General features: G+C 41.9%; 15 protein-coding genes and 1 rRNA gene (1 of these 16 only partly in view). 1 reads left to right on the top strand and 15 read right to left on the bottom strand.

What is annotated here, in order from left to right:
• Positions 1-632, bottom strand: a 16S ribosomal RNA gene (locus A6749_RS12860) (it extends 918 nt beyond the left edge of the window).
• A 409-nt stretch (positions 633-1,041) separates the two neighbouring features.
• Here A6749_RS12860 and A6749_RS12855 point away from each other — a divergent pair.
• Positions 1,042-2,412 (top strand): IS1182 family transposase, encoded by a 1,371-nt coding sequence (locus A6749_RS12855; protein WP_066390027.1) that lies wholly within the window; start codon positions 1,042-1,044, stop codon positions 2,410-2,412.
• Positions 2,413-2,537: 125 nt separating this feature from the next.
• Here the strand turns inward: A6749_RS12855 and lysS are convergent, their stop codons facing one another.
• The 14 genes from lysS to A6749_RS12785 form a co-directional block, all read right to left on the bottom strand.
• Positions 2,538-4,022 (bottom strand): lysine--tRNA ligase, encoded by a 1,485-nt coding sequence (gene lysS / locus A6749_RS12850; RefSeq protein WP_066390025.1) that lies wholly within the window; start codon positions 4,020-4,022, stop codon positions 2,538-2,540.
• 353 nt (positions 4,023-4,375) lie between these two features.
• Positions 4,376-5,377: a tRNA dihydrouridine synthase DusB gene (gene dusB, locus A6749_RS12845; protein WP_066390023.1), complete on the bottom strand. Its 1,002-nt coding sequence runs from the start codon at positions 5,375-5,377 to the stop codon at positions 4,376-4,378.
• 12 nt (positions 5,378-5,389) lie between these two features.
• Positions 5,390-5,599, bottom strand: coding sequence for a helix-turn-helix domain-containing protein (locus A6749_RS12840; protein WP_066390021.1), 210 nt, complete (start codon positions 5,597-5,599; stop codon positions 5,390-5,392).
• Positions 5,551-6,078 (bottom strand): 2-amino-4-hydroxy-6-hydroxymethyldihydropteridine diphosphokinase, encoded by a 528-nt coding sequence (gene folK / locus A6749_RS12835; RefSeq protein WP_066390019.1) that lies wholly within the window; start codon positions 6,076-6,078, stop codon positions 5,551-5,553. The genes A6749_RS12840 and folK overlap by 49 nt, the downstream gene beginning before the upstream one ends.
• 1 nt (position 6,079) lies before the next feature.
• The gene (gene folB / locus A6749_RS12830; protein WP_066390017.1) at positions 6,080-6,439 is read right to left on the bottom strand and encodes a dihydroneopterin aldolase; all 360 of its coding nucleotides are present in this window, start codon (positions 6,437-6,439) and stop codon (positions 6,080-6,082) included.
• Positions 6,432-7,289, bottom strand: a complete 858-nt coding sequence (gene folP / locus A6749_RS12825; RefSeq protein ID WP_066390015.1) for a dihydropteroate synthase — start codon at positions 7,287-7,289, stop codon at positions 6,432-6,434. Before folP ends, folB begins: the two co-directional genes overlap by 8 nt.
• 105 nt (positions 7,290-7,394) lie before the next feature.
• Positions 7,395-8,324: a cysteine synthase A gene (gene cysK, locus A6749_RS12820; protein ID WP_066390013.1), complete on the bottom strand. Its 930-nt coding sequence runs from the start codon at positions 8,322-8,324 to the stop codon at positions 7,395-7,397.
• A 152-nt stretch (positions 8,325-8,476) separates the two neighbouring features.
• Positions 8,477-9,355: an Hsp33 family molecular chaperone HslO gene (gene hslO, locus A6749_RS12815; protein ID WP_066390010.1), complete on the bottom strand. Its 879-nt coding sequence runs from the start codon at positions 9,353-9,355 to the stop codon at positions 8,477-8,479.
• Between the two features lie 64 nt (positions 9,356-9,419).
• Positions 9,420-10,199, bottom strand: a complete 780-nt coding sequence (locus A6749_RS12810; RefSeq protein ID WP_066390006.1) for a type III pantothenate kinase — start codon at positions 10,197-10,199, stop codon at positions 9,420-9,422.
• Between the two features lie 115 nt (positions 10,200-10,314).
• Positions 10,315-12,273 carry an ATP-dependent zinc metalloprotease FtsH gene (ftsH, locus tag A6749_RS12805; protein ID WP_066390002.1) on the bottom strand — a complete coding sequence of 653 codons (1,959 nt, stop codon included), beginning with the start codon at positions 12,271-12,273 and terminating at the stop codon, positions 10,315-10,317.
• Between the two features lie 132 nt (positions 12,274-12,405).
• Positions 12,406-12,951 (bottom strand): hypoxanthine phosphoribosyltransferase, encoded by a 546-nt coding sequence (gene hpt / locus A6749_RS12800; protein ID WP_066390000.1) that lies wholly within the window; start codon positions 12,949-12,951, stop codon positions 12,406-12,408.
• 25 nt (positions 12,952-12,976) lie between these two features.
• On the bottom strand, positions 12,977-14,368 hold the full coding sequence (tilS, locus tag A6749_RS12795) for a tRNA lysidine(34) synthetase TilS (protein ID WP_066389994.1): 1,392 nt from the start codon (positions 14,366-14,368) through the stop codon (positions 12,977-12,979).
• A 150-nt stretch (positions 14,369-14,518) separates the two neighbouring features.
• A complete protein-coding gene (locus tag A6749_RS12790) occupies positions 14,519-15,523 on the bottom strand; it encodes a serine/threonine protein kinase (RefSeq protein WP_066400955.1) in 1,005 nt (334 codons plus the stop codon).
• On the bottom strand, positions 15,492-16,229 hold the full coding sequence (locus A6749_RS12785; RefSeq protein WP_066389989.1) for a vWA domain-containing protein: 738 nt from the start codon (positions 16,227-16,229) through the stop codon (positions 15,492-15,494). The genes A6749_RS12790 and A6749_RS12785 overlap by 32 nt, the downstream gene beginning before the upstream one ends.
• Between the last annotated feature and the right edge of the window lie 89 nt (positions 16,230-16,318).

Here is a 16,318-nt window from a genome sequence, read left to right as displayed (position 1 = left end):
ACGGTTGAGCCGTGGGCTTTCACATCAGACTTAAAGGACCGCCTGCGCGCGCTTTACGCCCAATAATTCCGGACAACGCTTGCCACCTACGTATTACCGCGGCTGCTGGCACGTAGTTAGCCGTGGCTTTCTGGTTAGGTACCGTCAAGGTACCGGCAGTTACTCCGATACTTGTTCTTCCCTAACAACAGAGCTTTACGACCCGAAGGCCTTCATCGCTCACGCGGCGTTGCTCCATCAGACTTTCGTCCATTGTGGAAGATTCCCTACTGCTGCCTCCCGTAGGAGTCTGGGCCGTGTCTCAGTCCCAGTGTGGCCGATCACCCTCTCAGGTCGGCTACGCATCGTTGCCTTGGTGAGCCGTTACCTCACCAACTAGCTAATGCGCCGCGGGCCCATCTGTAAGTGTCAGCCGAAACCGACTTTCAGCTTACCAACATGTGTTGATAAGAATTATCCGGTATTAGCTCCGGTTTCCCGAAGTTATCCCAGTCTTACAGGCAGGTTGCCCACGTGTTACTCACCCGTCCGCCGCTAACTTTTGGGAGCAAGCTCCCGCAAGTTCGCTCGACTTGCATGTATTAGGCACGCCGCCAGCGTTCGTCCTGAGCCAGGATCAAACTCTCCAAGAAAGTTGATTAGCTCATAAATGTTACGTTGGCTTCATCTCATAAAGAGATGAATAATTATTGTTTGTTGACGTTTTTGTTTGTTTAGTTTTCAAAGAACAATTACTATCACATCGCTCGAAAGCGACTTTATAATCATATCAAGTTATCAACCAAAAGTCAATAACTTTTTTTCTTCTTATTTTTTAAGAAGAGATGTTGTCTCGCAACAACGAATATAAATATACCACCATTAATATCAATCTGCAATAGTTTTTTTAGGATAATGTTAAAATTGTAATTTTCTAATATCAAGCCTAAAATACAAGTAAAAAAAAGCGCCTCAAATGGGGCTGTTGACAATCTAATAGGAATTTCAGAAACCTGTGTAGAATTTTATTCTATACAGGTTTTTTTATGGGAGGAATTTCTTATGATGGGTCGTAAAGATGATTATCAAAGTAAAATGGAGTTTATTGATTTAAATACCTTTGTTCCATCAAATCATATTCTCCGTCAAATCAACGAAAAGATAGATTTTACTTTTATATACAACAAAATGGAAAAGTATTATTCGAAGCTTGGCAGAAAATCTCTTGATCCTGTTCTTTTATTTAAGATGCTATTAATTGGGTACCTTTTTAATGTTGATTCAGAGCGGGAGCTTGAACAAGAAGTTAATTTAAATATTGCTTATCGTTGGTTCTTAGGACTGGATTTAACTGATAAAGTACCGGATCATTCAATATTTAGTCAGAATCGTCGTAGAAGATTTAAGGATAGTAACGTTACCCAAGAAATTTTTGATTACATTGTTAAGCTCTGCATAGAGAAAGGCTTAGTTACTGGAGAAGTGATTGTTTCAGATTCTACCCATATAAAAGCTAGTGCTGCAAAAGGTAAAATTGAGAAGGTAGTTGTCGAAAAGACTCCTTCTCAATATATAAATACCCTTGAAGAAGAAGCCAAAAGGATCGAGAAAGAATTTGAAGAGAAAAGAATAGAATCTGGCAATAAGAAACGAGGCAGGAAACCGAAGGTTTCAAATACTGAAACACGATCTGTTGTAAAAACTGATCCTGATTCAGGGTTATTAAGTCGGCCAGGTAAGCCATCTGGACCTCATTATTTAGCACACACAAGTATTGATACAGAAAATGGAATCATAGTCGATATTCATCCAAGTGCTGGCAACATTAATGATTGTGAGCCCTTTATAGAGAGATTAAAAGTAATACAGGATAAGTTTAACCTAGATATTAATTGTGTGGGGGCTGACCGAGGGTATGATACAGCTCCAATTCATCATGGGTTAAAAACATTAGAAATCACAGGTTATATAAGCCCCATTCAGTATGACACAGCTTATAAAACAACTTCCCATAAAGAATTCACCTATAACAAAGATACTGATACATATACTTGTCAAAATCATAAGGAGTTGTGTTTTACTCATCTTAGTAGCACAAATGGACAATATTACAAAACATATTCTGCAAAAATGAAAGACTGTAAAGTCTGCCCTTTTAGAGAACAATGCTTTGGAAAAACCGCTACTAGAAGAACCATCTCTAGGCCAATAGCTCATGAGCTATTAGAAGAAAATTTTCGAAGAACAAAAACAGAAAAATATAAATTGGTTCAAAAATTAAGAAGAGTTTGGTGCGAAGGTTCCTTCGGAACCATGAAAATTAAACACAACCTTTATAAAATCTATAAAAGGGGCATTGAAAAAATTCATGAACAATGTCTCTTTTCAGCGTTGGCATTAAATCTAAAAAGGATGATTAAGGTGATGAATTAGCACCAAAGAGATGAAAAGAAATGTGGGATAACTAATGAATATCGATTAAATAGACAAAATGGGGAAGGAGCAAAGCTCCTTCCCCATTTTGTCTACAGCCCCCAAATGGGCGCTTTTTATTTTTATTAACGGTGGCGCATTAATGGGAATAATAACACATCGCGAATAGACGGTGAGTTTGTTAAAAGCATAACCAGGCGGTCTACACCGATTCCCAGTCCGCCTGTTGGCGGCATTCCATATTCTAACGCTTCCACAAAGTCTTCATCCATTTCATGAGCTTCATCATTTCCTTGCTCACGTTCTTTTATCTGGGCTTCAAAACGCTCGCGCTGATCAATTGGGTCATTAAGCTCAGTAAAGGCATTGGCATGCTCACGCCCGACAATAAACAATTCAAAACGATCCGTGAAACGTGAGTCCTCTTCATTTTTCTTTGCAAGAGGTGAAATTTCTACCGGATGGCCGTAAATAAATGTAGGCTGGATGAGTTTTTCCTCTACCTTTTGTTCAAAGAATTCATTAACAATATGTCCATAGAGCATATTTTCATTGATTTCTACTCCATGTTCGTTTGCAAGTGCACGGGCTTCTTCGACACTCATCTCTTTCCAGAAATCAGCTCCCGTATATTCCTTAATCGCATCTACCATATGGAGTCTTTTCCATTCCGGCTTAAGATTTACTTCGTAATCACCGTACTGAATGGTGGTAGCCCCCAGAACCTCTTGGGCAATATGAGCAATCAGGTTTTCAGTAAGACTCATAATATCGCGGAAATCTGCATATGCCTCATAAAGCTCAATCATCGTAAATTCTGGATTATGTCGGGTAGAAACACCCTCATTCCTGAATACACGGCCAATTTCATATACCTTTTCAAGACCGCCAACAATTAATCGTTTTAAATGCAATTCAATTGCAATCCGCATATATAATTCCATATCAAGCGCATTATGATGCGTGATAAACGGACGCGCTGCTGCCCCGCCGGCAATCGCATGCATCATTGGCGTTTCTACTTCTAAATAACCATGGTTGTCCAAATAACGGCGCATCGATTGAATAATTTTACTTCGGGTAATAAATGTTTCTTTGCTTTCCTGGCTGACAATTAAATCTAAATAACGCTGACGATATCGCTGTTCAACATCTTTTAGACCATGGAATTTATCCGGCAGCGGTCTAAGTGCTTTTGTTAAAAACACAAAGTTTTCTACCTTAACCGATAATTCGCCCACTTTTGTTTTAAATAAGGAGCCGTGAACCCCGACAATATCTCCTAAATCGGCCGAATCAAAGGTTTTATATTGTTCTTCACCAACAGCATCCTGTCTTACATATATTTGAATTTGACCAGTCAAATCCTGAATATGGGCAAACCCTGCTTTTCCTTTGCCGCGTTTTGTCATAATTCTGCCGGCAAGAGTTACAGCTGTATTCTTCGCTTCCAGCTCTTCCTTTTCCATTTGTCCATATTGTTCAATCAATTCCTGGCTGTTATGGGTCCGCTCGAATCGCTTGCCGAATGGATCGATCCCGCTTTTACGCATTTCAGCCATTTTTTCACGTCTGACGATTAATTGGTCATTTAATTCTTCCTGACTCACTACTATCCACTCCATTACTATAATTATGTAAAACGCTAGTAAAAACGCGTACTATCATTTTAACTAAAACTTTAACATAGTTATCTGAATCCGGCTACAGCGCCAAGCGACTAGTCCACTTCGGTCTTCAACAGCATAGACATCGCACGAAGAAAAAGCATTAGCTTTTTCGAGGAGTCCATACGTCGCTAAACTGGCGTTTCCGCTTTTTGCTTTACACTTCTATTATTTTACACAAACTTTGGTTTTCAGACATCAAAAATGTTTCACACAAATAAAAACTGCCAGTTATTCCACTGGCAGCCTATAAAGTAAACATATTAATTATAGAAAAAGAGCCTATCAGTGTCAACTTAGCCAACAATTGCCTGATTTTGTTCCTTGGCTTCTGCCTCTAAAACTAACTCGTTTAATAGATCTGCTAATTGATCGCGGGTATTACACTCGTTAATACCATTACGCACCTTTGCATTGCCGCGGATACCTTTTAAATACCAGGCAGCATGCTTGCGCATTTCCCGGACAGCTATGTTTTCGTTTTTCAAAGCAATTAAGCGGTCTAAATGGAGCAGGCAGACATCGATTTTCTCGCGTACAGAAGGCTCGCCCATTAATTTTCCGGTCTCTAAATACTGAACCGTACGGTAAATCATCCATGGGTTTCCAAGTGCGGCACGCCCGATCATGACACCATCAACACCAGTTTCATCTAGCATTCTCTTAGCATCCTGTGGTGTCTGCACATCACCATTCCCGATTACCGGAATGTTAACTGATTGTTTTACTTCACGAATAATGTCCCAGTTGGCCTTTCCTTCATACATCTGTATGCGTGTTCTGCCGTGAAGCGCAACGGCTTTACCGCCTGCTCGCTCAACCGCTTGAGCATTTTTAACAGCGTAGATATGGTCCTCGTCCCAGCCCATCCGCATTTTCACAGTAACAGGCTTTTCTACCGCTTCAACAACAGCAGAAACCATTTCATAGATTTTGTTCGGGTCCAACAGCCATTTAGCACCGGCATCACATTTTGTGATCTTTGGTACCGGGCAGCCCATATTAATATCAATAATATCAGCATTTGTATGTTGATCGACAAATCTAGCAGCTTCAACCAGCGTTTCTTTTTCACCGCCAAAGATTTGCAGGCTTAATGGTTTTTCCCGCTCATCAATATACAGCATATTCATCGTCTTTTTATTTTTTAAAACGATCCCTTTATCGCTGACCATTTCAGCGCATACTAAACCGGCGCCAAACTCTTTAACCGTCAACCGAAACGCTGAGTTACAGACACCTGCCATTGGCGCTAAAACCACAGGGTTCTTCATTTCAATATTGCCGATTTTTAACACACTTTACCTCCTTTATAAATCCTTTGGTGTTAAATCATCTATACTTATTTTTAAGCTGTGAGCTATTTTTTCAAGCAGTTCTTCTGCTGGCAGACGATTGCCGCGTTCTATTTCTCCTAAAATAGAGACCGAAACACCTAGCTCTTTTGAAAAGCCTTCTTGTGTATAACCCTTTAGCTTTCGATATGCTCGTATCCGTCTTCCCCATTTTTCCGCTTCCATAATCGGACTCCTTCTCTATCAGGTAATTCATCTAAAGATGCTGAAATAGGCTTATCCGTCCCAAGAACTTTTATCTCAGGTTTCATTTCTATAAGCGGGACCAACACGAATGCACGTTCCAACATCCGAGGATGCGGGACAACTAGTTTCGCATGATTAATATTTTCTTGATTATACGTTAGAATGTCAAGGTCAATTGTCCTCGGTCCCCATTTAATTTCCCTTTTCCTTCCAAGCTCTAATTCTATATTTAAACATCGGTCTAATAACGCAAAAGCGTCTAAATCCGTTTTTACCTCAATAACCATATTTAAAAATACATCCTGGTCTTCATAGCCAACGGGGTCTGTTTCATAAACGGAGGATGTATTTACCAATTTTACGTCTGCAACGGCTGTCAGTTTTTCTATCGCCTGCATCATTGTTTGGTAACGGTCGCCGATATTTGAACCAAGAGCAATAATGGCTGTATTCTCCATTTTATCTACTCCTTATAATTTCTACCGCAACAGACTTATAATGGCCTGGAATAGGCGGATCTGGCTTGATTAACTTAACCTCCACCTGTTGAACAAGCGGAAGATCGGCCAGAACAGCCGCAGAAATTTTTTCAGCAACGGATTCGACGAGTTTATATGGTGTTCCTTCCACGATTTCTTTGCATATTTGGTATAACTCAGCGTAGTTAACAGAGTACTCTAGTTCATCGGTTTCCCCTGCTTTTTTCAGATCCACAGCCACAGCTAAATCCACCTTAAAACGCTGCCCAAGCACCTTTTCTTCTGGAAACACCCCGTGATAGCCGTAAAACTCCATCCCGTTCACATATATTTTATCCACGGACTTCCCCCTTCCCCATCATCGCATCCATCATTTTTGCCATTCTGCTTATTTCTTTGACATCGTGAACCCGAATCATTTGGCAGCCTTTTTGAATTCCGTAGCAATGGACCGCCCCTGTACCTTCCATTCTCTCATCTACAGGGAGACCCAGCGCCTCTCCAATCATTCTCTTTCGCGATGCTGCTAATAAAACAGGGTAACCGAGCATCACCAGCTTGTCCAAATTTTGCATCATCAGAATATTCTCGTGATAGTCTTTGGCAAAGCCGATTCCTGGATCGAGTATAATCTTATCATCTTTGACGCCTGCTTTTTTGACCATCATGACGCTTTCAAATATATCGTTGATGACATCCCTGACAAAGTTTTGATAATCCCGTTCATGGCGATTATGCATAAGAATGATTGGGACATCATACTCCGCTGCCACAGAAGCCATTTGGTCATCTGCCTTTGCACCCCAAATATCATTGATTATATGGGCACCGGCCTTAATCGCCTGCTTTGCAACCTCTGCTTTATAGGTATCAATGGAAATTGGAACTTCAACATGTTTGACCAGTGCTTCAATCACTGGAACGACGCGCTTTATCTCATCTTCCACTGAAATAACTGTATGCCCAGGACGCGTCGATTCTCCGCCGACATCAATAACGTCAGCTCCATTCTCTACCATTTCTTTTGCGTGTTCTACTGCACGCTCAATTTCATTAAATTTACCGCCATCCGAAAAGGAATCCGGTGTCACATTCAAGATTCCCATTACGTAAGTTTTTTTGGTGAAATCTAACGTATATGGGCCGCATTGAATCTTTCCCGCAGCTGTCTTCAACCTAATTCCCCCCATGTCTTGTATTAAATTTCACTTCTTTTATAATACATGAAATTTATTGTGGAATCATTTTTTCTATAAAAAAAGAAGCCGGCAGTGCGCCGGCGCCTCTGGTTATGATTATTCTGCATCGTATTGGTATAGAGCTGTACTCAAATAGCGTTCTCCGTTATCCGGAATAATCGCCAGTACTTTTTTACCTTTACCAAGTTTTTTAGCTGTTTCTATTGCCGCATGAATGGCAGCACCTGAAGAAATTCCGCCTAAAATTCCTTCCTCTCTCGCAGCGCGCCGGGAAGCAGCGAATGCCTCATCAGTGCTCACTTGAATAATTTCATCATAGATTTCAGTGTTTAAGGTGTCAGGCACAAACCCTGCACCAAGACCCTGCAGCTTATGCGGCCCTGGTTTTCCTCCTGATAAAACAGGGGAATCCTGCGGTTCAACTGCAATAATTTTTACATCTGGGAATTTTTCGCGAAGAACGCTTCCAGCACCAGAAATGGTTCCTCCTGTACCGATTCCGGAAATAAAGGCATCGAGCTGATCCATTTGTTCAGCAATTTCTGCCCCCGTTGTTCTTTTGTGAACTTCTGGATTGGCTTCGTTTTTAAATTGCTGCGGCATAAAGTAGCCGTTTTCTTCTACCAACGCTTCCGCTTTTGCAATGGCGCCTTTCATTCCTTCCGGGCCAGGTGTTAACACCAGCTCGGCACCATAAGCGCGAAGCAGGTTTCGTCTTTCTAAGCTCATTGTTTCAGGCATAACGAATACCGCTTTATAGCCTTTTGCCGCTGCAACCATAGCAAGCCCGATTCCTGTATTTCCGCTAGTTGGTTCGACAATCGTATCGACGCCTGGTTTAATTAGGCCTTTTTCCTCTGCAGCTTCGATCATTGCTAAGGCAATACGGTCCTTTACGCTGCTGCCCGGGTTAAAATATTCAAGCTTCAGATAAACTTCTGCACTATTCTCATCTGCTAATCTGTTTAGTTTAACAATAGGCGTTTGACCGATTAACTCGGCAACTGAATTTGCAACACGTACCATATCGTAGGCACCCCTATTCCGAGTATTTTTATTGGTTTTATATACTTATAATTTACCAATTTTATACTGACTTTGTCAATCAATTTAAATTGGTATTTTTATCAGTTTTATAAAGAAAACACAGAAGTTTTCCCCCCTGTGCTTTAAACATCTTATTTCGCTTCCTGTTCAAGCTGCTCTAGTTCAGCTTTGGAAAATTGGTATTTTTCGTTACAGAAGTGGCAGTGTGCTTCTGCCTGTCCATCCTCATCGATCATGGACCGAATTTCGGCTTTGCCTAACCCGACAATGGCATCGGCAAAGCGCTGCTTCGAGCAGGTACATTGGAATTTGATTGGCATTGTTTCAATGATTTTAACATGATCCTCGCCAAGAAGCTCATATAGAATTTCTTCTGGTGTTAAGCCTTGTTCAATTAACGTCGAAATTGGCGAAATTGTTTTTAGACGTTCTTCTAGTTTCGTAATCACAGTATCTTCTGCACCCGGCATAATTTGCAGGATAAAACCTCCTGCTGCCAAAATGGTATCATCGGGATTTACCAATACCCCGACGCCAACAGATGATGGTGTCTGTTCTGAGGTAGCGAAATAGTAGGTAAAATCCTCGCCCAGTTCCCCAGAAACAAGCGGAACCTGGCCGGAAAAGAAATCACGGAGCCCAATATCCTTTACAACGGCGAGCATTCCATCTGTACCGACCGCGCGGCGGACATCGAGCTTTCCGAAGTCATTTGACTCAAAATCCACCTCTGGATTGCTTACATAACCGCGAACCTCACCATTCGCATTACTATCGACAAGAATGGGTCCAAGCGGCCCGCCGCCATCAATTTTAATCGTCAGCTTTTCATCACCTTTCAGCATTGCCCCCATCATCACACCTGCAGTCATTGCCCGACCGAGCGCCGCGGATGCTGTTCGCCATGTGTGGTGGCGCCGCTGTGCTTCAGTGACGGTTTCCGTTGTCCGAACAGCATAGGCCCTAATAGCACCATCATAGGCTAATGCCTTTACTAAATAATCATTCATTTAATTCAACCCTCTTTCTTGCTTTCCATTGTGTCAGCAGTAAACAACCGCTTCAATGCCGATTCTACTCCTTAGAGTTCCCCATGTTGCGTTTATAGATAAGCTGCAATCCTTTTAATGTTAAAAATGGATCAACGACATCAATAATCGTTGACTCTTGGGCAATTAACGGAGCAAGCCCCCCTGTAGCGATAACCGTCGGCTTCTTTTCCCCTTGGTCCATCATCCGTTTAACAATTCCCTCAACTTGTCCTACATATCCATATACTATGCCGGCCTGCATCGCAGCAACTGTATTTTTGCCAATAACCCCTTCAGGGCGTGTAATTTCAATTCGCGGCAGTTTAGCGGCTTTAGAGTATAGGGCTTCTGTCGAAATGCCAATTCCCGGGGCAATCGCGCCGCCCATATATTGACGGTCTTCATTTACATAGCAGTAAGTCGTGGCGGTACCGAAATCAACGATAATTAACGGACTGCCATAATCATGAATCGCTGCCACCGCATTCACAATTCGGTCTGCACCAACCTCTCTAGGATTTTCGTATTTAATATTAAGACCTGTTTTAATTCCCGGCCCAACGACAAGGGGCTTGGTATGGAAATATTTTTGACACATCCGTTCTAATGCAAGCATGATCGGCGGTACTACCGAGGAAATAATAATTCCATCGATGTCGGAAAACGAAAGACCTGCATGCTCAAATAATGCTTTGATACTCATACCAAACTCATCTTCCGTACGGTTCCGGCTTGTTTCAATCCGCCAATGATATTTAAGTTCATCACCTTTATAAACACCAAGTACTGTATTTGTATTCCCAACGTCAAAAACGAAAATCAACTCTATCACTCACTTTTAAAGGAATTTTCTATTTTTACATGAAAACATAATACCATACTTTAATTTACTTGAAAAAAAAGAGTGCTCCATATGAAGCACTCTTTTCATTTCCAGCTTATTTATAATCAATTTCATCAGGAGGAGTATCTAAAAATGATTTTTCATCTTTAGGTTCATCTTCCTTCTTTTTGTTGATGTTCACTTTCACATCATCTAATTTCTTGGGTTCAATTTTAACTTCCCTAAGCTCTTCCGGATTTTCCGGCAAATGACCGTTATCTACTAAATACCTAATTTGCTCAGCATTCAGAGTTTCTACTTCAAGAAGTGTTTTAGCAATTAAATCAAGCTTATCACGGTTTTCGGTAAGAATCTTTTTACATCTTTCATAAGATTCTTTAATAATCCGTTGAATTTCAAGGTCAATTTCATAAGCAATCGCATCTGAGTAGTTTTGTTCATTATGAAGGTCACGTCCTAAGAATACCTGACCGCCTGACTGCTGACCAAACTGCAATGGACCAAGCTTATCGCTCATCCCGAATTCAGTCACCATACGGCGGGCAATCCCAGTTGCACGCTGGAAGTCGTTGTGCGCACCTGTACTTACTTCACCAAAAACAATTTCTTCTGCTACACGACCGCCGAGAAGGCCGACAATTTTATCAAGTAATTCCGGCTTCGTCATAAAGTAACGGTCTTCCCTAGGAAGCATTACAGCATAACCGCCAGCCTGACCACGTGGAACGATGGTTACCTTATGAACCATATCGGCTTCATCTAGGATTAAGCCGATAACCGTATGACCGCCTTCATGGAAAGCCACAATTCGGCGTTCTTTCTCGGAAATGACACGGCTCTTTTTCGCTGGACCGGCAATGACACGGTCGGTTGCTTCATCAATATCGACCATTTCAATCTTCTTTTTATTCAACCTTGCGGCCACAAGGGCTGCTTCGTTTAAAAGGTTTTCTAAATCCGCACCAGAAAAGCCTGGTGTACGCATTGCAATATTTTTCAAATTGACAGCCTCGTCTAATGGCTTATTTCGGGCATGTACGCGAAGTACCGCCTCACGGCCATTAACATCCGGACGATCGACTGTAATTTGACGGTCAAAACGTCCAGGACGAAGTAATGCAGGGTCCAAGATATCAGGACGGTTAGTCGCCGCAATAATAATGATTCCTTCATTTGCGCCGAAGCCATCCATTTCAACTAACAATTGGTTTAATGTCTGCTCACGCTCATCGTGACCGCCGCCAAGACCAGCGCCACGCTGACGTCCTACAGCATCAATTTCATCGATGAAAATAATACACGGAGCATTTTTCTTAGCATTTTCAAATAAATCACGAACGCGGGATGCACCGACCCCAACAAACATTTCTACGAAGTCAGAACCAGAAATCGAGAAGAATGGTACGCCTGCTTCACCGGCAACAGCACGGGCAAGCAACGTTTTACCAGTCCCTGGAGGCCCAACCAGCAGTACCCCTTTTGGTATCCGCGCCCCAAGCTCAGAGAATTTTCGCGGGTCTTTTAAAAATTCAACAACTTCGACCAATTCTGCTTTTTCTTCATCAGCACCAGCGACGTCTCTAAAACGTACCTTCTTCTTATCATCGTTATACAGCTTCGCCTTTGATTTACCAAAGTTCATAACACGGCTGCCGCCGCCTTGAGCTTGGTTCAATAAAAAGAAGAATAAAATAAAGATAATCACAAACGGAATAATCGAAGTAAAGAACGTAACCCAGCCGCTTGTTTCCTTTGCCGGCATTACTTCTACCTTAGAACCGGCCTTATCAATCCGGTCAAGGATTTTCTCGCTGTTTGGTATATAGGTGATAAACTTCTTATCTCCCGCCTGAAGTTCACCGCGAACTTCAAATACACCACGCTCTGGCTGCATAGAAAATGATTTCACATTACCACTTTCTAATTGGTCAACAAATTTGTCATATGAAATATGATCGGTTGGTTCATTGCTTCCATTGAAGAAACTAACGACACCGATTATGACTAAAAATATCAATAAATAAAAGATGGTGTTACGGAAAATCCGATTCATCTCTTACCTCCTCCCGCTTAAAACAGACTATATAAAATAGTATCATAGAAAATCTTACAAATTCAAGAAATTACACTTGTTCTTAGGATGTTTAATATGGAATGTTTACAGACCTTTAAATAATCCCATTATTTAATCATTATTGCTATATACTTCTGGTTTTAACACCCCAATATATGGAAGGTTTCGGTATTTCTCTTGATAATCCAATCCGTAACCAACAACGAATTCATCCGGGACATTAAAGCCGACATAATCTGCCTTAATATTGGCTTTCCTTCCTGCGGGTTTATCCAGCAGGGTGACAATTTTGATCGATTTAGCCTTTCTGTACTTAAATAAATCCACTAAGTAGCTTAACGTCAGGCCGCTGTCAATAATGTCTTCAATAATTAAAATATCTCGGCCTTCAACAGATGTATCCAAGTCCTTGATGATTTTTACCTCACCGGAAGAAACCATCGAATTGCCGTAGCTTGAAACATCCATAAAATCCATTTCAAGATAACAATCCATCCGTTTTAATATATCGGACATAAACGGCATGGCGCCTTTTAATACACCAATTGCCAGCGGAAATCGGTCATGATACTCTTCAGTTAACTGTGCTGCTAACGCTTTGACCTTTTCCTGAATTTCTTCTTCTGTAACTAACACCTTTTCGATATCCTGTTTCATGCTACATGTGCCCCCTAGAAGCTGTTTACTTTTCAAAAATGAGTTGGATATAATGTTTTGTTGTTTGGCGAATGCCTTCATACGAAGACTTTTTTAAACCTGGCAGCCAAATAATACAATCATCGCCGTCTGTCACGACTGGCCATGTATGCCGATTTTGAAGCGGTATTTTTTGATCAATAAAAATATCCTTTAACTTCTTCGAACCGTCCATTCCTTTTACCGTCATTCGGTCGCCTGTTTTCCTTGTACGGATGATAATCGGCCATTTCATGTCATCCGCCGCAAATACAGCCGTGTTTGGACCGTTCCGGAGTCCTTCTCCCCCGCCGGCAAACTGCAGCTTTATACTGCCGTTTGGCAAATTCACCGTTCCAGGCCCATTCAGGACAAAATGATACGTTTCGGGTTCGGTGTTTACTTCACATATGGTAAAAACTAATTCACCATATGACCTAAGAACCTTTAAACCGTTAGGAAAATCCAATCTGCCCGACGGCTTGCCATGGATGATTAAATGCAAAACTTGATCAATATGTAATGCTGATAAAGCTAATGGTTTTTCTTTGTAAAGATAGTTTAATATTAGTTGAATCCCTCTCCTTTGTAAAGGTAAAGGCATTTTTGAAAACGCCTGAATGTCAACCGCCATTTCACACTCTTTTCTTTTTTCCACTACTTTATTCAATTCTTGGACGGTTAATTCCTGCAGAAACAACTCATCCGTTTGTAATTCCTCGCTAAAGCGTTGAAATTGCTCATGGACCTGCGGATTTTCCGTTTTTAAAAATGGCAATACCTGCAGACGGAAGCGGTTCCTGCTATACACATTTTTTTCATTACTTGGGTCAAACCTTGGTGTAAGGTGATGCCTCGTACAGTATTCCTCAATTTCGGCTTTCGTCAGACATAAGAAGGGGCGAAAAATGACACCGGTATGAAAGGGGCGTGTAAAACGAATCCCTGCTCTTGCCATTCCCGTACTTCCCCTCGTCAGCCTCATCAGAATAGTCTCGGTTTGATCATCTCCATGATGTGCCAAGGCGACATACGAGCAATCATATATATCCATTATTTTTGAATAAAAATCATACCGGACTTCCCGCGCTGCAACCTGCGAGCTTTTCCCTGACGCTTCCATGATTTCCGGTACGTCCACACGCAGCATTTCAAAGGGAATCTTGTTATCTTCACAGAAGCTTTTGACAAACATCGCATCCTCATAAGACTCCTGCCCTCTGAACATATGATCAATATGGGCGGTGACAATGAAAAGATTCCTCTTCTCCCTTTCACGCAGCAAGAAGTGAAGCAGCGCCAATGAATCTGGCCCCCCTGAAACACCGACGACCATCCTTTTGTGATCAAGCACGAACGAGTGATGCCGGAGAAAACGCTCGACCTTTGTTTCTAACATCGAAATGCACTCTTTCTTAATATAAGATACCTTCTAGTGTACTACTTGTATTCCGCTTGCATCAAAATATAGGATTCCCAACATGGAGCAAAATTCTCTAAAAAAATCTACAGTTGTTTATACGGTTAGAACTATAAGAAGTTTCATGGATCATTGAAGTTTTAAAAAAATATATAAAGCATACAAGCAAGTAACAACTACTGAAATTGTAAAAAACTCCAGCCAGCCGCGTTTTTTCTTATGCTTGCGATAGTGCTGTCTTGTCATTTGCACAGCGGCTTGATTTACCGGCGCCCTCTTTCGCTTTACAACGGCGGAAGCACTTGAATTAGTATGTTTTGAAGCCGGGTAATCGTTCATGCAATCCAGCAGCTCTGCTCTCATTTCCTTGGCGCTTATATATCTGCCCTGAAGTGCCTTAACGATAACAGACTCATACGGCAGCAGCTCGCTCTTTCCCCTTATTGCTTCCCGAAGCTGGGTAATCCCACCGGCTGCTTTATTAAATCGTTTGGGATAAGCGGTGTTGATCATCATCATCGCTGCCGAAAATAAATCATAGCCCGCTTCCGCTCTCCTTGAGCCAAGCCCCCAATAGCCGCGGTCATAAAACTCAGTAAACTCTTTAATCGCCCTCCCTTGAATCGTCGTACCTCCAACATCTATGCACCTGATTTTTGGCGGGGGACCAGAGATGATTAAATTTTCCGGCTTTAAATCACCAAACACCCAGCCATTCTCGTGAAGTCTGGCCAGGTCATTTAACAGCTGGAGAAACAAAACCGGCATCCAGCCTTTTCCCTTTTGCTGCAAAAAAGCAAGTAAATCAGGGCCATGAATATATTCCATCACATAAAAGGAAATAATTCCGGCGCTCGATTTCCAATCATCAACATCAAGCAAAGAAGGCCCAAGGGCCCCCGGCCCCTGGACCTTTGCAAAGGATTTCAACACATTAACCTCAGAGGTAATCGACATACCATTGTCACTCATTTTCAATGCTACCTTGTTTCCATTATGCCTTGCAAGATAGACTATGCCGTTCGCCCCAAATCCGAGCTCCTTAATAATCGTGTATTTATTGCCATGCCATTTTCCCGTAATGACTGTCCCAGGGCTTATCTTACACCGACTCTTCAAAGAATGATTCATCATCATTTGAAAGCAGGCTCCTTAATGAACGTTTTTCGTCAAACGAAGATAATGCAGCTCGTAATGCCGGCCCAGTAGGAGTAATTCCCCCGGTTGACAGCTGGGAAAAAATACTTGTCAAACTTTGCAGCTTTGGCGTCCAATCGAGCAATTTTTCGACATTATTCTTTTTCCCGGGAAATACAAAAACAGAGAAATGATTATTTCCAGTTCTTGCTGTAAGGCTTAGGGAAAGGTCTAACAGCGCTTCTTTCACCGTTTCAAGCTTATGTTTCATGCTGGCGCTTGTATCGACAAGAATCAACACCTCTAAATCGACAGTTTCACCTAATTCATCGACAACCTCCATCACCTCGCCTCGCTTCTCCGGTGGAAGGTCCTCCATTGTTTGTGAACGGCCTAGAATCTGCTGCAATTCACGGTTCACGACACCCTGGATTGTTTGATTCATTGCTTTTCTTGTCACCATCTGCACTGTTTGCGAAAGCTGTTTGGCATAGACAATTTGGCTGACACCGCCGCCTGATGCAGCAATGCCTTCAATTTCAGTCATGCCTTTCTCGTCAATAACATCATGTTCCATAACACCGATGACGTTTACCGTTATCCCCTGCTCTTTTGCTAAAGCAGCCATAGCGATCGGGTCTTCTCCCTGGTTTGAGCAGCCATCCGTAATTAATAAAATTTGCCGGATCTTACCTGTATACATAGCATTTCGACCTCCACAACGTGTATTGGTACCATTTTCGACGTTGTAGAGAAGTTTTATACATACTATAGGAAGTACTGGTTAAACTA

The sequence above is a fragment of the Neobacillus mesonae genome, from assembly GCF_001636315.1.
GTDB lineage: Bacteria > Bacillota > Bacilli > Bacillales > Cytobacillaceae > Neobacillus > Neobacillus mesonae.
The sequence above is the reverse complement of the archived record's forward strand: the minus strand, read 5'-3'. Positions and strand labels throughout refer to the sequence as shown.